This is a genomic window from Pseudovibrio ascidiaceicola, from assembly GCF_900114245.1.
GTDB classification, from domain to species: Bacteria; Pseudomonadota; Alphaproteobacteria; order Rhizobiales; family Stappiaceae; genus Pseudovibrio; species Pseudovibrio ascidiaceicola.
The window spans coordinates 91,217-110,719 of sequence record NZ_FOSK01000002.1; the positions used below are offsets into that span (position 1 = coordinate 91,217).

At 53.5% G+C, this 19,503-nt stretch carries 14 protein-coding genes; 8 read left to right on the forward strand and 6 right to left on the reverse strand.

All coding sequences use genetic code 11. The annotated features are described in order from the left end of the window. Positions 1 to 144: 144 nt before the first annotated feature. Complete coding sequence (locus tag BM231_RS04685) at positions 145 to 537, reverse strand: DUF4440 domain-containing protein (protein ID WP_057464953.1); 393 nt, start codon at positions 535 to 537, stop codon at positions 145 to 147. Between the two features lie 350 nt (positions 538 to 887). Between BM231_RS04685 and BM231_RS04690 the strand changes: the two genes are divergently transcribed. Together BM231_RS04690 and pdeM are read left to right on the forward strand one after the other, a co-directional pair. Then, positions 888 to 3,416 (forward strand): ligase-associated DNA damage response DEXH box helicase, encoded by a 2,529-nt coding sequence (locus BM231_RS04690; protein WP_093517187.1) that lies wholly within the window; start codon positions 888 to 890, stop codon positions 3,414 to 3,416. Between the two features lie 68 nt (positions 3,417 to 3,484). Further along, positions 3,485 to 4,156 carry a ligase-associated DNA damage response endonuclease PdeM gene (gene pdeM, locus BM231_RS04695; protein ID WP_181952037.1) on the forward strand — a complete coding sequence of 224 codons (672 nt, stop codon included), beginning with the start codon at positions 3,485 to 3,487 and terminating at the stop codon, positions 4,154 to 4,156. Positions 4,157 to 4,217: 61 nt separating this feature from the next. Here pdeM and BM231_RS04700 read toward each other — a convergent pair whose 3' ends face one another. From BM231_RS04700 to BM231_RS04710, 3 genes are all read right to left on the reverse strand, one after another. Next, entirely contained in the window at positions 4,218 to 5,003 is a 786-nt protein-coding gene (locus BM231_RS04700) for a TIGR02186 family protein (protein ID WP_093517188.1), read from the reverse strand. After that, entirely contained in the window at positions 5,000 to 5,929 is a 930-nt protein-coding gene (locus BM231_RS04705) for a sulfite exporter TauE/SafE family protein (RefSeq protein ID WP_057465030.1), read from the reverse strand. The genes BM231_RS04700 and BM231_RS04705 overlap by 4 nt, the downstream gene beginning before the upstream one ends. A 157-nt stretch (positions 5,930 to 6,086) precedes the next feature. Further along, positions 6,087 to 10,670, reverse strand: a complete 4,584-nt coding sequence (locus BM231_RS04710) for a peptidoglycan-binding protein (protein ID WP_093517189.1) — start codon at positions 10,668 to 10,670, stop codon at positions 6,087 to 6,089. A 477-nt stretch (positions 10,671 to 11,147) separates the two neighbouring features. On the opposite strand from BM231_RS04710, the gene BM231_RS04715 reads away from it, so the two are divergent. After that, positions 11,148 to 11,594 carry a MerR family transcriptional regulator gene (locus BM231_RS04715; protein ID WP_063309998.1) on the forward strand — a complete coding sequence of 149 codons (447 nt, stop codon included), beginning with the start codon at positions 11,148 to 11,150 and terminating at the stop codon, positions 11,592 to 11,594. 140 nt (positions 11,595 to 11,734) lie between these two features. Here the strand turns inward: BM231_RS04715 and BM231_RS04720 are convergent, their stop codons facing one another. Together BM231_RS04720 and BM231_RS04725 are read right to left on the reverse strand one after the other, a co-directional pair. Continuing rightward, on the reverse strand, positions 11,735 to 12,043 hold the full coding sequence (locus BM231_RS04720) for an antibiotic biosynthesis monooxygenase family protein (protein WP_063309997.1): 309 nt from the start codon (positions 12,041 to 12,043) through the stop codon (positions 11,735 to 11,737). Positions 12,044 to 12,072: 29 nt separating this feature from the next. Next, entirely contained in the window at positions 12,073 to 12,393 is a 321-nt protein-coding gene (locus tag BM231_RS04725) for an NIPSNAP family protein (protein WP_063287326.1), read from the reverse strand. Positions 12,394 to 12,528: 135 nt separating this feature from the next. Between BM231_RS04725 and BM231_RS04730 the strand changes: the two genes are divergently transcribed. The 5 genes from BM231_RS04730 (at position 12,529) to BM231_RS04750 (ending at position 19,448) form a co-directional block, all read left to right on the forward strand. Then, positions 12,529 to 13,209, forward strand: coding sequence for an ArsR/SmtB family transcription factor (locus BM231_RS04730; RefSeq protein WP_167550268.1), 681 nt, complete (start codon positions 12,529 to 12,531; stop codon positions 13,207 to 13,209). Between the two features lie 245 nt (positions 13,210 to 13,454). Beyond that, on the forward strand, positions 13,455 to 15,251 hold the full coding sequence (locus BM231_RS04735) for an acyl-CoA dehydrogenase C-terminal domain-containing protein (RefSeq protein ID WP_093517191.1): 1,797 nt from the start codon (positions 13,455 to 13,457) through the stop codon (positions 15,249 to 15,251). A 100-nt stretch (positions 15,252 to 15,351) separates the two neighbouring features. Beyond that, positions 15,352 to 15,990, forward strand: a complete 639-nt coding sequence (locus tag BM231_RS04740; RefSeq protein WP_057464945.1) for a glutathione S-transferase family protein — start codon at positions 15,352 to 15,354, stop codon at positions 15,988 to 15,990. A gap of 21 nt (positions 15,991 to 16,011) precedes the next feature. Then, the gene (locus BM231_RS04745) at positions 16,012 to 17,220 is read left to right on the forward strand and encodes an acetyl-CoA C-acetyltransferase (RefSeq protein WP_093517192.1); all 1,209 of its coding nucleotides are present in this window, start codon (positions 16,012 to 16,014) and stop codon (positions 17,218 to 17,220) included. A gap of 14 nt (positions 17,221 to 17,234) precedes the next feature. Further along, positions 17,235 to 19,448, forward strand: coding sequence for a 3-hydroxyacyl-CoA dehydrogenase NAD-binding domain-containing protein (locus BM231_RS04750; protein ID WP_093517193.1), 2,214 nt, complete (start codon positions 17,235 to 17,237; stop codon positions 19,446 to 19,448). The last annotated feature ends 55 nt before the right edge of the window (positions 19,449 to 19,503 follow it).

Here is a 19,503-nt window from a genome sequence, read left to right on the forward strand (position 1 = left end):
TCGAACGGGATGAGGTCGTCAAAACCCCTTTGCGTTCTTTTGTGCGTTGGTTTGCGTTAAAGGCGTTCTTTGTGCGTTGGATACAAAAAAGCCCCCAAACTTCGCAGTCGGGAGCTTCATTCTTCATTGCTGAGCCAAATTCAATCAGGCAGGCTCGTTCACGATGCTTGCAATCTTCCACCGGCCTTCGATGTTGATGAGCAGGTAGTGGCAGGTGAAATCGAAGACCGCTTCGCCTTCGTCATCTTCCTGCTGCCAGTCGAGGCTGACGCTCGCGGTAGAGCCGGAGATGTGAGAGGACACCACTTCGTAGATGGAAGAGGTTACATAATGCTCGCGGTGCACTTCAAGGAGTGCTTCGATGTTCTCGCAAAGCTCAGCCTTGTCGTTGAAGACATGGCCTTCTTCCAGCTGCCAGATTACACAGGGAAACGCGAAGCAATCTGCAATCAGCCCGGCGTCATAATCCTCATAGGCATCTGCATAGCTATCAAACAACTCGGAGAGCATTAGTTCTGTTTCGTCCTGAACACTCATAGTGACTGCCCCTTTTCCCAGCTTATTGATGTGCCAGCATTTTTCACGAAGGTAAGGCTTCTGGAGCCCGTTTTCCCTTATATGCCGTGGATAGGGCTCAGTTTGCCAGTCCTTTTTTCAGAAGGAAACAAATTTCATGGGTATTTTCCGCTTTTTGTGCCGATATCCCGACCACCTCACAGAATAAATCTCATGGTTTGACACCAATGGGTTGAGTGAGATCGGTTTATCCCCCTCCCTTCTCCTCTTTGCTAAAATGTTCTTGGTTTGCCCCATTTCTGATTGGCACATGTGATCATTGGTGGCAAAGTGCGCTCAACTGTTTTCAGGATCGGACCTTTTCGTCGTTTATGACAGATACCTCTCACCTTCCCTCAGTCTTTGACGATTGGTTTGGCAGCCGTGGTTGGGCACCGCGTGCCCACCAGCTGGAACTGTTTGACAAGGTGACCTCTGGCAATTCCGCCCTTCTGATCGCTCCAACCGGTGGCGGTAAGACACTGGCGGGCTTTTTACCCTCGCTGGTGGACCTGCATCAAAAACGTGAGGTGGACAAGCGCAAGGCCGGAGAAGCGAAGGCTGCTGGAACAGGCGGTCTGCACACGCTTTACATGTCTCCCCTCAAAGCTCTGGCGACGGATATTCACCGGAACCTTGAGGTGCCAATTGAGGAGATGGGGCTTTCCATCAAGCTGGAGACACGCTCCGGCGATACGCCCAGCCACAAGAAGCAGCGCCAGAAACGTCTTCCACCCGATATTTTGCTGACTACACCAGAGCAAATCTCGCTTCTGCTTTCTGACAAGAATGCCGAGCGGCTGTTTGCTGATCTGCACTACGTCATTTTGGATGAGTTGCACGAGCTGGTGACATCCAAGCGCGGGGATCTGCTTGCACTGGCTCTGACCCGCTTGCGCAAGCTGGCGCCTAACCTGCGCTGTATCGGGCTTTCGGCCACAATTGCTCACCCTGATGATCTGCGCGCCTATCTGGTAGAGCAACCTCTGTCACAAGACGTTCGCCATGCTGAGATTGTGCAGGCCAAAGGTGGAGCCAAGCCTCATATCACCATTTTAGAAACGCAGGAGCGTCTTCCATGGTCTGGTCATTCCTGCATCTATGCTTTGCCGGAGATCTACGAGGAGATTAAAGCCCACAACACTACGCTGGTGTTTGTAAACACGCGCTCACAAGCAGAGCGGTTGTTTCAGGAACTTTGGCGCATCAATGAGGATACGCTGCCCATTGCGCTTCACCATGGTTCGCTGGATGTGGGGCAACGCCGCAAGGTGGAAGCGCATATGGCCGCGGGCCAGCTGAAAGCTGTGGTGTGTACCTCCTCGCTGGATCTGGGCATCGACTGGGGCGATATCGATCTGGTGATTAATGTGGGTGCTCCTAAAGGAGCAAGCCGACTGGCACAGCGCATCGGGCGCGCCAATCACCGCATGAATGAAGCCTCCAAGGCCATTTTGGTACCCTCCAACCGGTTTGAGGTGTTGGAATGTCAGGCAGCCCTGGAAGCCTCTGAAGCAGGAGAGCAAGATACCCCTCCTCTTCGTGAGGGCGGGCTGGATGTTTTGGCCCAGCACATTATGTGCGTTGCCTGTGCTGCGCCGTTTGAGCCTGAACAGCTTTATGAAGAGGTGATCAGCAGTCAGTCCTACAGGCATCTGGGTTATGATCTGTTTGTAAAAGCTGTAGAGTTTGTGGCAACTGGTGGCTATGCCCTGAAAGCCTATGACAGATACGCCAAGTTGCGCCCAACCAAAGAGGGCTTGTTTCGCGTATCCCACCCACAGTTTGCCCAGCAGTATCGCCTGAACTCCGGCACAATTTTAGATGCAGCAACCCTTAAAGTACGACAGGTGAAACCACGGGGAGCCAACAGCAAGCGGCCTCTTGGGTTTGGCGGCAAGATGCTGGGAGAGATTGAAGAGTGGTTTATTGAACAGCTTGCTGTTGGTGACACCTTTGTGTTTGCTGGTCAGGTGCTGAAGTTTGAGGGCCTTAAGGAGAGCGAGGCCTATGTATCTCGCAGCGCTTCACAAGACCCGAAGATCCCAAGTTATCAGGGGGGTAAGTTTCCGCTCAGCACCTATCTTGCTGAAGGTGTACGCAACTTTGCCTCTGATCCAAACAGTTGGTCTTCTTTGCCAGGTCAGGTTCGTGAATGGTTGGAATTACAAAAAGAGAAATCACAGTTACCAGATTATGAACGTCTTCTGGTAGAGACCTTTCCGCGGAACGATAAGCACTACCTTGTGTGCTACCCGTTTGAAGGCAGATTGGCTCACCAAACGCTGGGAATGCTGCTGACACGCCGTCTTGAGCGCGCTGGTCTGCATCCTCTGGGGTTTGTGGCAACTGAGTATTCACTGGCCCTGTGGGGGCTGACAGATCTGGGTACCGCCATCAAAAGCGGGCGCCTGCAACTGGATGAACTGTTCGAAGAAGATATGCTTGGTGATGACCTTGAAGCGTGGCTTGCTGAAAGTAGTTTGATGAAACGTACCTTTAGAAATTGCGCTATGATCTCTGGTCTTGTAGAGCGAAGGCACCCTGGCAAAGAGAAAACCGGGCGGCAGATAACTATAAATACGGATCTTATTTATAACGTACTGCACGAACACGAGCCCGATCACCTGCTTTTACAAGCAACTTGGACGGATGCCGCTACAGGACTTCTGGATATCTCTCGGTTAGGTCACTTTCTTTCTCGTATCGACAAAAGAATCACGCATAGTGCTTTGGGTCGCGTTTCCCCTTTGGCTGTTCCGGTTCTTCTTGAAATTGGAAAAGAGCCTATCTTCGGAAGTGCGACTGAAGAACTGCTGGCGGACGCAGCAGATGATTTAATACTGGAGGCCCAATTGTGAGACTTAACAGTCAGTTGCAGCCACGAGTAGAACCGAGTTATCGTCAACCTATTCCTGTATGCCATGACTTGTCTCTCGCAAGAGAACTTGTTGGCCTTCACGACAGTGGAGCCCTATGGTGGCCAGAAGAGCGGACCCTTGTGGTTTCCGATCTCCATCTGGAAAAAGCAGCCAGCATTGCCAAGAGCAAAGGCCTGATGCTGCCTCCTTATGATACAGCTACCACACTGGAAAAGCTCTCCGCCCTGATCGATCTGTTCGATCCGCGCCGCGTGATCTGCCTTGGTGACAGTTTCCACGACTGCGAAAGCTCCGAGCGCATGCCAGCAGCGTATCTTGCCATGTTGGCAACCATGCAGCTGGGGCGTGAGTGGATCTGGATCACCGGCAACCATGACCCTGAGATTGCCGGACACATTTGCGGTGAGCGCTATGAAGAGCTGTCCATCAAATCCCTCAGTTTCCGGCATGAGCCGATTGAAGGCGCCGAGCGCGGCGAAATTTGCGGGCATTTGCATCCAGCAGCCAAAGTGCGCCGCATGGGCCGTACTATTCGCAGAGCCTGTTTTGCGACCAATGGCAACCGCCTTGTGCTGCCAGCGTTTGGCGCGCTTACAGGTGGCCTGAATGTGATGGACAGAGCTTTTTCTGATGTGTTTGCCGAGAAGCGGTTCTCGGTGTTCATGCTGGGCAACGGGCGATTGTTCCCATTCACTGCCTCTAAGCTCCTAAGCGAATAACAAAAAAGGCCCTTCTGATTTGAGGGCCTTTTCTTTTATCTGTACGTCAGAACTTTACTTCCTAATCTTTCTTGAAGATCACGCCTGCGAGCCAACCGGTGAACAGAGCCAGAATAATGGCCAGTGCGCCGTAGACTGCCGGATGTTGCCGGGACAGGTTGAACGTCACCTGCTCAAAGCCTGTTTTCGCCACGGTCAGCACTTGCTCCTGCTGGTCCAGCAGCACGCCGCCGCTGAAGAGAAAGGTCGTGACCTTGTAGTCGCCCGTCGGGATTGTGGCTGGAAGGTCCACTGTGGTGGAGAACAGGGTTGGGCTCAGGAAGTTGATGGACTTGGACATCTGCGAGTAAAGGCCGTTCTGAACACGAGAGCGCAGAAACGCTGCCTTGAATGCATTGCGCTCTAACGCTGGCGCGCGGGTGCCCAAGGCTGCAAGCGGCAAGTGTTCCAGGCCAATGCGGTACTGTTTGAGCCAGTCGTCTGATGCGATGTTGCGCAGGTCATCGGTTGCGTGGACGGCGTAGAAACTTGGGACAGCGATATAGGTTTGCGAGGTGGCGTTGATCCAGAGGCCAACGATACGGTCCTTGCGCCATGTGGTGACGCGCTCCAGCGGACCTTCCACAACGACAACCACATCCTGATTACCGGTTCTGGAGACGGTTTCTGCGTCTCGCGCAATCTCTCCGTAAACAAGAATCTCCGTTCCGGTGAAGTTGGAGGTGATGGCCACGTGAGAGGATGAGACGGCAGACACGAGCTTTTCAGCCAGAGCGGGCGCCCCAGAGATGAGTGCCAGAAAGAAGACCGTCAGCAGCGTTGTGAGTGAGTGCATCGCTTGTCTCATTTGACAGGCTCCTCAATCACGCTGACGGAATAGAGGTCTTCCGGTTCTACAATAAGGTTGAACGCAAAGCGCAGGCCGACGAGCAGCACCAGCAGGCCGAGGCCGAGGCGCAGGTGCTCACCGCGCATGCCCTGCCCCACTTGAGCGCCGAACTGGGCGCCAATCACGCCGCCGATCATGAGCGTCAGGGCGAGCACGATATCAACGGACTGGGTGTTGATGGCATGCAGGAAGGTTGCCACAGCCATAGTGCCGAGGATTTGCAGCAGCGAGGTGCCGATGACGATGTTGGCCGGTACACGCAGCAGGTAGATGAGCGCTGGTACCATCATGAAGCCGCCACCGATGCCGAGAACGGAGCCGAGGAACCCGATGGAGCTGCCGATGCCGAAGATCGGGATGACGCTCACATAGAGTTTGGACCTGCGGAAGCGGACCTTGAACGGCAGGCCATGCACCCAGTTGTGTTGTCCGGGTTTGCGGCCAGCAGGTGCTTTCCCGCTTTTGCGGCGCATGATGGCCTTCATGGATTCACCCAGCATCAGCACGCCGATGGTGCCGAGGAAGGTGACATAGGCCAGCGAGATCACCAGATCCAGCTGCCCGAGGCTGCGCAGGATGCCGAAGATCCAGACACCGATTGCCGAGCCCACAATACCAGAACACAGCAGAACTCCAGCGAGTTTGAAGTCAATGCCCGCTTTGCGCCAGTATGACAGCACACCAGAAGCCGAAGAAGCAACGATCTGTGTGGTGACGGTTGCAACGGAGACGGCTGGCGGAATTCCGGAGAAAATGAGCAGTGGCGTGAGCAGGAATCCGCCGCCAATGCCGAAAAGCCCTGAGAGGAACCCGACGGTTCCGCCCATGGCGAAGATCATGAAGACATTAATCGGCAGTTCTGCGATGGGTAGATAGATCTGCAAAATGGCACCGCGGGTCACTCAGATGACCTGACAGTGCGCCCCGAGTCACCTTTTATCCAACAACATTGTAGAGTGTTAAGCGCCATTCCGGACGCTCTGTCAATCTACGCGGAGCAGCAAGTGCAAATCTAACCAGAAATCCCCTAGTAACGTGAAATTATATGGTCTGAGAGGCCAGCGCCGTCATCAGACGCCGATCAGGTTCACCCGTTGCTTCCATTCCCAGGCGCGCTTGCAAACTCTTGATTGCGCGCCGTGTATTAGGTCCCATTACACCATCTGGGTTGCCTGGATCATACCCCATATCGAGCAAGGCTTGCTGTATTTTTTTCACAGATGGGGAACCAGATTGTGAAACTGTGGTTTTCGGCTTGCCGGACCACTTGGTGTCGATCATGACTTTGTTGGCTGCAGGGTCGACTGGCTTCATCTGATAGGTCGCGACTGCTTCCAGAGCCTGTCCGTGCTGGCGCTTGGTCAGGCTGGCGGCAACTTCGTCGCGTTTTCCGGCGGCGTCATCGTCGCCTTGCAGGGCTGCGAGGGCGAACCACTTGTAGCTTTCAACCAAATCCTGCTTCATGCCAAGGCCACGCGCTGCAAGGATGGCAAGGTTGAACTTGCTGTCCGCTACGCCATGGTCAGCGGCGATGCGGAACCATTTGACGGCGGAGGTGTAGTCCGGTTTGCCATCGATGCCCTCTACGAAGAGAACAGCGAGGTTGTGCATGGCTTTGATGTTGCCTTGCGCGGCTGCCAGTGAATACCAGTCGCGTGCCTGTGCCAGATCTTTCTCAACACCACGGCCTTTTTCATAGAAACTGCCGAGGCGGTACTGCGCTGGCGCCAGACCTTGGGCTGCTGCTTTGCGGTACCAGTCCGCTGCGGCTCCCAGATTGGCCGGAACCAGATTGCCTTCGGTGTAGCGACGGGCCACTTCAAACTGGGCGGCGGCTTCGCCAGTGGCGGCGGCTGTGCGCAGATCAATCGGACCGATTGCATACGGCAGATCGTAAGCTGACTGTTTTGGCGCAACTTGCTGAACTGGCTGCTGCGGAATGATTGGTGTCACCTGCTCGCCAAACCCAGAGGCAGTTGCCTGTGTGGTTGGGACGCTTGCCGTTGTGATCGGATCAGCGGCTCCATTGGAAGCAACTCTTTGAGCTGGCTGTGCTTTGCTATTTGCCCCGCCAATGTCAGTTGCCTGACCAAAGATCAACTCTTTGGTCGGCTCGGACGGTGCAGTGGCGGAGCCAGATTGCCAGATGCTTGTGGAACTGACGGGTGATGGTAACTCTGCACCAGAGGGCATGGAGGATACACGGCTCACAACATCAGGAGCAGCAATCGCGTCTACACCACCGCTCAGCAACGAGGAATTATCTTTGCCCGGCATTGGCGCATCTGGTGCCATGATGCTTGGCGGTGTGTCAGACCCTGCTGTGTCAACGCTGTCTGAGCTGGAAAACAGACCTGTGTCGTACACTTTCAACGCGCCGATGGTCAGAAGAAGAGCTGCGGCTGCCAGCATGATTGCGCGGCGGCGGCTGGATTTGCTTTCTTTCTTCTTCCCTTTTGTTTCTGTTTCAACCTTGCCCAGTTCAACTGGTGCAGCAGACAGATTGATCGGCTCTTTCACCGCAGTTTCTGTCTCGCTTACGATGTCTTCTGAGCTTAAAGAAATAGGTTCTTCGGCCACCTGAAGTTTGCTGAGAACCTCAGCCGTTGCAGCTGCCTTTTTGGCACGCAGGTTTTCAGGAACCTCAATGTTCTTGGTCCGGTTCGGGCTGATGTAGTCGCGCAGACGACGTGCCCGCTCTGGTGCTTTGCTTGTACCAGATGCAGGTTTTTCTTCTTCCTGCTTGGCTGTTTTCGCTTCTTTGGCCGCTGCTTTCGCAGCACGGCGGGCCGCTGCAATAAAGTCAGCCTTCCGGTTGCGTGGACCTTCCGGTTCAGCTGCCAAAGCGGCCTGATCAGCCGAGTTACCCTTACGCCCCATTGTGAAGGCGCCCAGAATGCTGCTGATCTGCGTGTCGCCAACCAGCTTCTGGTGTTCGTTGGAGATCTCTGTGTTGCCGATGGCGTGGCGGATGCTTTCCAGATTTTCCAGACGATGGGAAATGGTGCCCAGAACATCACGCACATCTTGCAGAGCATGCTGATCTACATCGTCTTTCGGGCCAGATGCTTCCAGCAGAGATTGCAGGTCGAGGCGCAGTGCGGAGATTGCAGCTTCAACAGCTTCGCCCTGCTCTGCACCATTGCCCAGAGCCAGATTGTCTGTTGCGGCCTTTACTGCGTCCTGTGCGATCTGCTGTGCCTTATCCACCATATCGGTGTGAAGGCCTTTGATTTCTTGCTCGATGGTCCCGAAGCTGTTTTCCAGATTACCGATCGCGCCAAACTGGGTCTGAGACATATCCAGTTTGTGAGAAAGGTCCGCAATCTGTTGTTCCAGACGGTCAATCTCAACATCAGAGGACAGACCAGACGGGCTGGAGATGGTTGCAGCCAGCTCCTGCAGTTGGGATTCAATGTCGCCAGAGGTTGCCAATGCGCCGATGTGGCCGCGCAATTCCGCGATCTCGGCGCGGATCATGGACATCGCTTTGTCGGAGGATCCAGCGTGCGCGCTGTCTTCAACCATCTGGGTCAGCGTCATTACACGCTGTTCAAGACGGGCAAGAGCCGCACTTTCATTCTCATTCAGAGCAACTTCGAAAGAGGTTTCCGCCAGACGAACTTCGATGCCATCCACTTTATTGCAGAGATGGTCGAGGCGTCCTTCGATGGAAGAGAAAGCCTGATCGAAGCCAGTTGAGGCCTCCGGGCTTTTCTCCATGCGGTCCAGTTTCTGGCCGATATCGGAAAGGCGATCTTCCAAGCGGTTCAGCTGATCGTTGTTACCTGCTTTTTCCGGGCCTTCAGCCAAAATGTTGGAGATGGAGTCCAGACGGCCATGCAAGCGGTCAATCACTTCACCATCCGGCATGCGTGTTTCAACACTGCTGAGGCGAGACTGGATATCGCGTTGGATGGCAGAGAAGTGGTCCAGCTCATCCATGCGGGCTGTCAGGAACCGGATGCGCTGATCCACATCATGGATCATGCGGCCTGAGTCCAGACGGTCGATTACTTGTCTCAGCTGAGCAACTTCATCGCGGACGACTTCCAGACCAGCGGTGCCGGAGCGCAGCAAAACATCTTCCAGACGGTCCCCCATGGAGGACAGGCGGTTTTCCAGCGAGTTGAGTTGATCAACGCGAGGCAGCTGGCGGATTTGGTTTTCCACCTCGGCCATACGCTCAGACAGGCTCTCGTAGATCGCCGGGTCAACATTCTTTTCTGCCAGTTCCTGCAAGCGAGACTGGATGGATGCGTGCGCCATACCCAGAGCGTTCAGGCTATCCTCAATGTCAGAGCGGGACAGCGCAGATTTCATCTGCTCCAGTTCGTGGCGCAGTTCTTTCAGCAACAGGCCGTTGCCCTCTTCATCGCGCAGGCGACCAATAATCTCGGAGAGCTGCGAGCGATTGTCTGAGGTGCGATCCATCATTTCATCGCGCAGGCTGTTGAGCTGTGTCTGCATGCCATCATGCAGTTGCTCAAAGCGTGCTTCATCTGGCTCACGCAATGTATCCAGTTGACTGGCCAGCTGCTTGAAGTGGCCATCAATCATTGTGTTGAGCTCAGAATACTCCGCAGTTTGTGATGGCTGCGGAGCTGCTGGTCTCTGGCTTTGCCGTGCTTCTACACCGTGTGGCATTGCGCCTGCGTTGAAGCGAGGCTCCATCTGAGTGACGGGAGGATGAGCATAGTCTTGTGCGGCAGGTGCCCAGTTTTGCTCCACAGGTGCAGGCTTTGGCTCCTGCATAGGCGCAGCATTTTCAGCTTTAGGCGGAACACCCTTCCCTTTTTCATTTTCATTATGAGCCAGGGAGTTCAAGCGTTCATCCAAGGCATTCAAGGCATCTAACACAGAGCTGATACGCTTTACCTTGGAATTTTCCGCGTTGGACTCTTCTTCCTGTCTGGCCACTGGCGCAGCCCATTCCGGCTTTTCCGCCTGTATAGGGGCTGCCGGATGAGCTGATGGCTGGTGCGTGCGCGGCTGCATTGGTGCGGGCTCAGCATATGACTGGGCATGGCGCTGCGGCGCATAAGCTTCGGGAGCCTGTGGTAAAGGAGCCTGTTCCTGTCTGCGCATCACTGGTGGGCGTGGGTGCATGAGCGGATCACGCGAAATTCCAGCGCGCGCATAAGAATATTGATCGGCAGATGGGTTGTACTGATCCTCATAGGCATGCGGGCTTGTTGAATGGTCCAGACCGGATCTCAGGTCAGAGCGGTGCCATGGGTCACGCATATGGGGATCACGCACATGGGGTTCACGAATGTGGGCATCACGCTCATGCGGTGCCTGCATGTGTGGAGCATGAGCGCGTGGCTGTGGCTCTGCATGTGCGGGGGGCGTACGGCCTTCAGACTGCATCAGGCGGCTTAATGCCTGCGCAACTTCATTCATCGCAGCTTCCTGAGACGTGGGATGGGGTTGTCCGTAGGGTTGCTGTGCCGCTGTGCCAAAATCATCAGAATAGGGAGAATGGGCCGCATGCCTTGCTGCTGCAGGATTTTGTTGGGCCATTCCACTTTCCTCCAACCACTTTACGTGGTCTGCATCCAGCCCTTCACCAAAGGACTTGTCTGAAGCGGATTTTCCAAATTCTGGTTTATTCCAAGACATGCCTGAAGGGCCTCATAAAACTGTCCGGACCGCGCCATGTCATCTTTCCCTGCTCAAATCACATTATAAAAATAAACGTCAACCACTTTACGTGGTCTGTGACTGGGTCAAGAAACGAATCACTTTGCGGTTTTGCACCGGTCTTAAAACTCGTAGGACTAGTTTTTTACTCGTTAGGGTAAATAGCGGGTTAATAGCTCGAATTCTGCGTGAAGAGCCCTTAAGGAATGTGAATTACGGCCCTAATCGTGCAGATACCCTGCAATTTCAGGGAGTACGGAACAAACTCATGAAAATAATTCGTGTCCCGATTTACTCGAATTAAGGGTTATCGAGCCGCGCACGCTGGACCTACGTGTTCTTGCCAATGTATAAACTTGATAGAAATTGCGCGGTGCATCATTTAGCATGTACTTAAGTACGGGTGTCGTACATTAGAGACAGCGTCGTGAGAGCAAAGAAGAACAGGTCAAGCAGATGAGCGAAGCCCTACATATCAATGAGATGATTGTTGATGTTGTTGCCAATGAGCTGGGTAAGGGAAAGAAGACACAGTTTACCATTGGCGACCTGGCAAAAGAATTTGATGTTACCCTCCGCACTCTTCGGTTTTACGAGGACAAAGGCCTCTTGAATCCTAAGCGTGACGGGCTTAATCGCATTTACAACCGTCGGGATCGGGCGCGCCTGAAGCTGGTTTTGATGGGAAAACGTGTCGGTTTTTCTCTCACTGAAATCCGCAGTATGCTGGATCTTTATGATCTGCGTGACGGCCAGGTCACACAGCTTGAAGTGGCACTGAGCCGCTTTCAGGAGCAGATTAAAGTGCTTGAAGGTCAGCGCGCCAACATTGATGAAGCGGTCGAAGACCTGCAGAGAACCGTCACTATTGTTGAGGGTATGCTGCGTGAGAAACGTGGCTGATTTCTAGCTCGATCAGGTGGGGCATTTACCCCACCTTTTTTTGTTCTAGTGGCTCAGTAGGTGCTCGAATTTATTCCTGAGGAATACGTTCAATATTTTTCACCTATAGGATGACCTCGAACTTTCCGAATTGTCTTAATTTAATTGTTATCCAAACCATAATCTCGCAAAATGCTTGCCACGCGGATGCGATACTTCTGGAAATACTCATTTTTTCCCAGTTGCTGCGCCTCCTGATGCTTTTCCTGAGTACGCCAGCGCTTCACGGCTTCCTCATCCTCAAAAAATGACAGTGACAAAATTTTCTCAGGATTGGTGAGACTCTGAAATCGCTCCACCGAGATAAACCCCGGGATCTTCTCCAGTTCAGGCTTAATTGAGGCGGCCATATCCAGATAGCTGGCTTTGTGGTTTGCGAAGGGTTCAACTTCAAAAATAACGGCAATCATGCTGGGAACTCTCATGGCTTGTAAGGCGATTACGGCTTTGCATGCGGCGTGGATGCAAGAGTGAGAAATGTTCGGTCTTCTTTCAGGATGAACTTCTCTCTCATAGCGAACTCATAGTTTTCGCGTCCAAGTGGGTCATTTGCAAGAGTGGCTCTGTATTCTTCATAGTGAGCCAAGCTTTGCACATTGTAGATGCCATAGGCTAATGTGGTGGAACCTTCATGAGGGGCATAATAGCCAATCAGGTCTGCTCCACAGCGTGGGATCGCCTGCCCCCAATTGCGTGCATATTGTTGAAATTCTGCCTTTTTCGTTGGGTCTATCTGGTAGCGGATGACACAGGTGAGCATCACAAATCTCCGGTTCAAGTTTTCGATGTCCCCGGTGTAGCAAGCTGGTCTGCGCAATTGTTTCGATCGTGATCGAACAATCAATTCTGCGTGTGTGCTATAGTCATCCAGTACGTTTTAAGGATGGAACCCCACATGAAAGAAGGTCCGAATATTGCCGGGATTGCCGCGCTCATTGGAGATCCGGCACGGGCGAACATGTTGCAGGCTCTTATGACCGGCGTGGCGTTGACGGCCAGTGAACTGGCTCAAGAGGCTGGTGTCACGCCTCAGACCTCCAGTTTTCATCTGGGACGGCTAGCGGAGGCCGGTTTGGTTACCCTGCGCAGACAAGGACGGCACAAATATTACAATCTGGCAGATGCTGATGTTGCGGCTTTGCTGGAAGCCATGAGCGGGATTGCCATGCGCGCTGGTATGACCCGTGTGCGGACGGGACCGAAGGAGCCTGCCCTGCGCAAAGCCCGAGTTTGCTACAACCATCTGGCTGGAGAATACGGGGTGCAGGCCTATGACAGTCTGCTGGCACGAGCGTTTTTGGTGGAGGACGGCGAGCAGCTTCATCTGACCGGCGACGGGCGATCCTTCCTCAGTGAACTGGGCGTGGTGCTACCGGACAAAGAGAGCAAGCGCCGCCCTTTGTGTAAATCCTGTCTGGATTGGAGTGCTCGGCGCTCGCATCTGGCAGGAATTGCGGGAACCTCCCTGCTCTCGTTTTTTCTGGAGCGAGGCTGGGCCAAGCGTGTGGACGGAAGCCGCATTATCGAGTTTTCCAAAAGCGGCGATTCTCACTTTCACGCCATATTCTCCCTTTAAAATTGAGGGGCAGACAAAGCTTACACGTCACTTTCATAGTGCCAGAGGCAGGGCACACTAAGATTTCACAGGGAAGTTATGAGGTACAAACCCGCGGGTTTCCGCGGATACGTACCTACCCCTAAGAAATTACACTTGGGTATAACTTGCCGCAGGCGCGAGGGCGCTCTATATTCCGTCACAAGTTGACGTTTACGCAAACGTTAAAGCCATGCCTCAAGGGTTGGTCGGAAGGAAAAATTGCTATGCCGAGTTATAGTGCTCCCGTCGAAGACACTCTCTTTTTGCTCAAAGATGTTTTGGGTTACGAAAAACATTCCAACTTGCCTGGGTTCTCCGAGGCAACGCCGGATCTAGTTGAAGCCATCTTGAAAGAAGGCGCAAAGTTCTCTGAGGAGATCGTGCAGCCGCTGAACCATTCTGGCGATAAAGCTGGTTGTATCCGCCATGATGATGGCTCTGTGACAACGCCTCCAGGCTTTAAAGAAGCCTACAATGCGTATGTTGAAGCTGGTTGGGGTGGTTTGTCCGTTCCTGAGCAGTATGGCGGTCAGGGTCTTCCATCGATCTTCTCCGGCATTGTGAATGAGTACATCTGTTCGGCCAATATGGCGTTTGCCATGTATCCGGGTCTGACAGCTGGCGCGATGGCTGCTCTGCACACTCATGCAAGTGACGAGATCAAGGACACCTACCTGCCTAAGATGGCAACGGGTGAGTGGACTGGCACCATGAACCTGACCGAGCCACATTGTGGTACGGATCTGGGCATGCTGCGCACCAAGGCTGTTCCTCAGGCGGATGGCTCCTACAAGATTTCCGGTACAAAGATCTTCATCTCTGCAGGTGACAACGATCTTTCCGAGAACATCATTCACCTCGTTCTGGCTCGCATCGAAGGCGCTCCTGCTGGCACCAAGGGTATTTCCCTGTTTGTTGTGCCGAAGAAGTCGCTCGATGCAGACGGCAATCCGGGTGAAATGAACGGCGTTTCCTGTGGTTCCATTGAAGAGAAGATGGGTATTCACGGCAATGCGACCTGTGTCATGAACTATGACGATGCGACTGGTTTCCTCGTTGGTGAGGAAAACAAAGGTCTACGCGCCATGTTCGTGATGATGAACGAAGCGCGTCTTGGCGTTGGTATTCAGGGTCTGTCCCAGTCAGAAGTGGCTTACCAGAACGCGGTTATCTACGCGAAGGATCGCCTGCAGGGTCGTTCCCTGACCGGCCCTAAGGCACCAGATAAACCAGCTGATCCAATCATCGTGCACCCGGATGTGCGCCGCGTGTTGATGACTATCCGCTCCTTTAACGAAGCGGCACGTGCTCTTTACATGTGGACTGGCCTGCATGGTGATGTGTCTCATCTTTCCGAGGATGAAGCTGAAAGACAGTCTTCTGACGACATCATGGGTCTTCTGACCCCAGTGATCAAAGGCGTTATCACCGATAAGGGCTTTGACAACGCTGTGATGGCTCAGCAGCTTTACGGTGGCCACGGTTACATTCAGGAATGGGGTATGGAGCAGTTCGTTCGCGACGCTCGTATCGCCATGATCTATGAAGGTGCCAACGGCATTCAGGCGCTTGACCTTGTTGGCCGTAAGCTGCCAGCAAACGGTGGCCGCGCTATTCAGGCATGGTTTAAAGAAGTTGGTGCGTTCATCAAAGAGCATGAAGGCGATGAAGAGCTGAGCGTTTACACCACAGCGCTGAAGCAGTCTTTGAAGGACCTTCAGGCCGCGACCATGTGGTTTATGCAGAACGCAATGAAGAACCCGGACAATGCGGGTGCCGGATCCAACGACTACATGCACCTGTTTGGCCTTGTTGCTCTTGGTTACATGTGGACCAAGATTGCGATTGCAGCAAAAGGAAAAATTGCTGAAGGCGCAAACGGCAAGGAAGACTGGCTGAACACCAAACTGACCCTTGGTACCTTCTTCATGGAGCGTATCATGCCAGAATCTTCAGCTCATCTGGCTCGCATCTCCACTGGTGCGGACACAATGATGAGCCTGGACGCAGAAGCGTTCTAATCACATTACCGTAACTCGAGGGCCCGGGACCTATCCCGGGCTCTTGTCCTGCCCTATTCTCAATCTGATATATTAAGCTGACAGATTTTAGGAGTGCGATATGGCGGAATATGAACTTCAGTGTTTTGCGCAAAGCGGCAATGCCTACAAGGTTGCGCTGATGCTGGAGCTTTCCCAGGCATCATGGACCCCGACTTGGGTTGATTTTTTCAATGGTGCAACCCGCGATCCTGAGTTCCGCAGTGAGCAGAACGAGATGGGGGAGATTCCCGTGCTGATCCACGGAGAAACACGGCTGACCCAGTCTGCTGTGATACTGGAGTACCTTTCCCAGCAGCTTGGCACGTTTGGCTGGGAGAGCGAGGAAGAACGCCGGGAAATCCTGCGCTGGCTTTTCTGGGACAACCACAAGCTGACCAGCTATGTGGCGACCCTGCGTTATATGCGAGCCATGGTGAAGACCGGTGAAACCGATGTGACCCGCTTTTTTGAAGGCCGGACCATCGCCACTTTGAAGGTGCTGGACCAGCGCCTTGCAAACAGTGACTTCCTTGTTGGAAATCGCCCAACAATCGCAGACCTTTCGGTGTGCGGATACCTATTTTGGCCAGAAGAGATTGGTGTGGACTTCGGCCCTTATTCAAATGTGAATGCATGGCTTGAGCGGATTAAGGCCCTGCCCCATTGGGTAGCCCCTTATGACCTGATGCCCGGCCACCCCTTGCCTACACCAGCCTGACCAATTTTTGCGGAGGACAATATGGCAGACGCCCTTATATTCGATCATGTGCGCACCCCACGCGGGCGCGGCAAGAAAGACGGCTCCTTGCATGAAGTTTCGACAGCGCGCCTTGCAGCGAACGCTCTTGAAGCCATCAGAGACCGTAATGAGCTTGATACGAAGCTTGTAGACGACGTTGTGCTTGGCTGTGTTGACCCAGTGGGTGATGCAGGCTCTGACATTGCACGCGCTGCTGTCTTCGCAGCAGATTATGACCGCTCAGTCCCTGGTATGCAGATCAACCGCTTTTGCGCGTCTGGTCTGGATGCTGTGAACATGGGTGCCTCCCAGATCATGTCCGGTCAGAACCAGCTGGTTATTTCCGGCGGTGTTGAAGCAATGAGCCGTGTTGGTCTTGGTGCATCGGGCGGTCCTTGGCCTGCAGACCCGCAGGTGGCTATTCCTGCCTACTTCATGCCGCAGGGCGTTTCTGCTGACCTGATCTCCACCAAATACGGTTTTTCCCGTGATGACGTGGATGCATACTCCGTGGAAAGCCAGCGTCGTGCAAAACAGGCATGGGATGAAGGCCGCTTCAAGAACTCAGTTGTTCCTGTGCGCGACATCAATGGACTGACCATTCTGGACCATGACGAGCACATGCGCCCACAAACAGACATGCAGTCACTTGCAGGTTTGAACCCATCCTTTGAGATGATGGGCAACATGGGCGGCTTTAATGCTGTTGGTATTCAGGCACATCCTGAGATCGAAAAGATCAACCACATGCACCATGCTGGTAACTCCTCCGGTATCGTGGATGGTGCTGCGGCTGTTTTGATGGGCACGAAAGAGGCTGGTGAGGCTTATGGCCTGAAAGCACGTGCACGCATTAAAGCGTTTGCAAACATTGGTTCTGACCCGGCACTCATGCTGACAGGTCCGGTTGATGTGACCGAGAAGCTTTTGAAAAACGCTGGCATGGAAATTGGCGACATCGACCTGTTTGAGCTGAACGAAGCCTTTGCTGCTGTTGTTCTGCGCTACATGCAGGCGTTTGAGATTGACCACGCCAACATGAACGTAAACGGCGGTGCAATTGCAATGGGTCACCCACTTGGTGCAACCGGCGCAATGATCCTTGGTACAGTTCTTGATGAACTGGAGCGTCAGGACAAAAACACTGCTCTTGTTACGCTGTGTATTGGTGCTGGCATGGGCACAGCAACCATCATTGAGCGCGTTTAAGGGGAGAGACGAACATGACTTACACACACTTTACCCTTGAAACCGATGCAGACGGCTTTGCAGTTCTGAAATGGGACTCGCCTGAAAAGCCGATGAACGTGTTTGACGAGTCCGTCATTAACGAGCTGGACACAATCATCGACGACATCACCGCTGATGACGCCATCAAAGGTGTTGTGGTTGCGTCTGGCAAGAAAGCGTTTTCCGCTGGTGCTGACCTTTCCATGATTGGCAAGGCTCTTGCCGGCTTTAAAAAGCGTCAGAGCGTTGACCCGGAAGGTGCTGCGAAAGAGCTGTTTGAAGGCACTCGCAAGCTTTCACTCGTGTTCCGTAAAATGGAAACCTCCGGCAAGCCATATGTGGCTGCAATCAACGGCGTTTCCATGGGTGGTGGCACTGAGCTGGCGCTTGCCTGTCACAAGCGCATCGGCGCTGAGGAAAGCCTGAAGATGGCTCTTCCTGAAGTGAAGGTTGGCCTGTTCCCAGGTGCTGGTGGCACTCAGCGTGTTATGCGTTTGGTTGGTGACCTTCAGGGTGGCCTGCAGTTCTTGCTGATGGGCCAGAACCTTGATGCGAAAAAGGCCATGCGCCTGAAGCTGATTGACGCCGTTGCACCTGAAGCTGAGCTGGTTTCTGCTGCCAAGAAGATGCTCGCAGAGGGCGTTGACCCAGTTGCGCCTTGGGACAAGAAGGGCTTCAAAATCCCAACCGGTAAGGTTTACTCCCCATCCGGTATGCAATTCTGGCCTGCTGCAAATGCGATTTACCGTCAGAACACCTATGACAACTATCCGGGCGCACGCTACATGCTGCACTCTGTTGTTGAAGGCCTGATGGTGCCAATGGACACTGGCCTGACCATTGAGAGCCGCTACTTTGCCCATGTTCTGCAGAGCAAAGAAGCTGCCGCTATGGTTCGCTCCCTGTTTGGTTCCATGCAGGAGCTGAACAAAGGGGCTCGCCGTCCAGCTGGTGTGCCTGAGACACAACTGAAGAAGGTTGGTGTGCTTGGCGCTGGCATGATGGGTGCAGGCATTGCTTATGTCACAGCAAAAGCTGGTCTTGAGGTTGTTCTGATCGACCAGTCTCAGGAAGCTGCTGACAAAGGCAAAGCTTACTCTGAAGGCCTTTTGGACAAAGCAATCAAGCGCAGCAAGTCTACTCCTGAGAAAAAAGAGAAGCTGCTGAGCCTGATCACTGCAACCACCGATTACAACGCATTGAGCGATGTGGACCTGGTGATTGAAGCTGTGTTCGAAGACCGCGAAGTGAAGCGTGTTGTGACTGAAAAAGCTGAAGCAGCTATGCCAGCTTCCGCAGTTTATGCGTCCAACACCTCTACTCTTCCGATCACATCACTGGCAGAAGCGTCATCCCGTCCAGCTGACTTCATCGGCATTCACTTCTTCTCTCCAGTCGACAAGATGATGCTTGTTGAGATCATTTTGGGTGAGAAGACCGAGGACAAGGCAACAGCTGTTGCTCTGGACTACGTGAAAGCCATCAAGAAGACCCCGATTGTTGTGAATGACAGCCGAGGTTTTTACACCTCCCGCGTGGTTGGCACTTACGTTCGCGAAGGCATCATGATGCTTTCCGATGGTGTACCGGCAGCCATGATCGAGAACGCTGGCAAGATGGCAGGCATGCCTGTTGGCCCGCTGTCTCTGGGTGATGAAGTTGCTCTGGACCTTGCCTGGAAGATTAAGGAAGCGACCAAGAAAGACCTTGGCGATGCTTATCCTAACAGCGGTTTTGACACCATTTTGGATGCAATGGTTGTTAAGAATGAGCGTTTTGGCCGTAAGAACACCAAGGGCTTTTACGACTACAAAGGCAAAGACAAGGCTCTGTGGCCTGGCATTACAGACATCACAGGCCCATCCAAGTCTGCCGATGAGTTCGACGTTGAAGAACTGAAGGATCGTCTGCTCGGCATTCAGGCTCTTGAAACCGCTCGCGTGTTTGAAGAGAACTGCCTGACAGACGTTCGTGAAGCAGACGTTGGCTCTATCCTCGGCTTTGGCTTTGCACCGTTCTCCGGTGGCACGCTGTCCTACATCGACGGCATTGGCACCAAAGAGTTCGTAGAGCGCTGTGACAAGCTGGCTGCCAAATGGGGCGACCGCTTCGCACCAAACAAACAGCTGCGCGCAATGGCAGACGCTGGCGAGACCTACTACGGTAAGTTCTCCCCTGCCGAGGCTGTCGCAGAAGCTGCTGAGTAAGACAGGCCAGGCTGAGCTTTATTGCTCAGCAGTCTGGTTTGAGATTGAAGCGCCG

Coding starts and splice junctions, on each gene's coding strand:
- BM231_RS04715 (WP_063309998.1), top strand. CDS start 11,148: ATGAGCGAAGCCCTACATATCAATGAGATGATTGTTGATGTTGTTGCC.
- BM231_RS04725 (WP_063287326.1), bottom strand. CDS start 12,393: ATGCTCACCTGTGTCATCCGCTACCAGATAGACCCAACGAAAAAGGCA.
- BM231_RS04685 (WP_057464953.1), bottom strand. CDS start 537: ATGAGTGTTCAGGACGAAACAGAACTAATGCTCTCCGAGTTGTTTGAT.
- BM231_RS04740 (WP_057464945.1), top strand. CDS start 15,352: ATGGCGGAATATGAACTTCAGTGTTTTGCGCAAAGCGGCAATGCCTAC.
- BM231_RS04745 (WP_093517192.1), top strand. CDS start 16,012: ATGGCAGACGCCCTTATATTCGATCATGTGCGCACCCCACGCGGGCGC.
- BM231_RS04690 (WP_093517187.1), top strand. CDS start 888: ATGACAGATACCTCTCACCTTCCCTCAGTCTTTGACGATTGGTTTGGC.
- BM231_RS04720 (WP_063309997.1), bottom strand. CDS start 12,043: ATGATTGCCGTTATTTTTGAAGTTGAACCCTTCGCAAACCACAAAGCC.
- BM231_RS04730 (WP_167550268.1), top strand. CDS start 12,529: ATGAAAGAAGGTCCGAATATTGCCGGGATTGCCGCGCTCATTGGAGAT.
- BM231_RS04735 (WP_093517191.1), top strand. CDS start 13,455: ATGCCGAGTTATAGTGCTCCCGTCGAAGACACTCTCTTTTTGCTCAAA.
- BM231_RS04700 (WP_093517188.1), bottom strand. CDS start 5,003: ATGAGACAAGCGATGCACTCACTCACAACGCTGCTGACGGTCTTCTTT.
- BM231_RS04750 (WP_093517193.1), top strand. CDS start 17,235: ATGACTTACACACACTTTACCCTTGAAACCGATGCAGACGGCTTTGCA.
- BM231_RS04710 (WP_093517189.1), bottom strand. CDS start 10,670: ATGTCTTGGAATAAACCAGAATTTGGAAAATCCGCTTCAGACAAGTCC.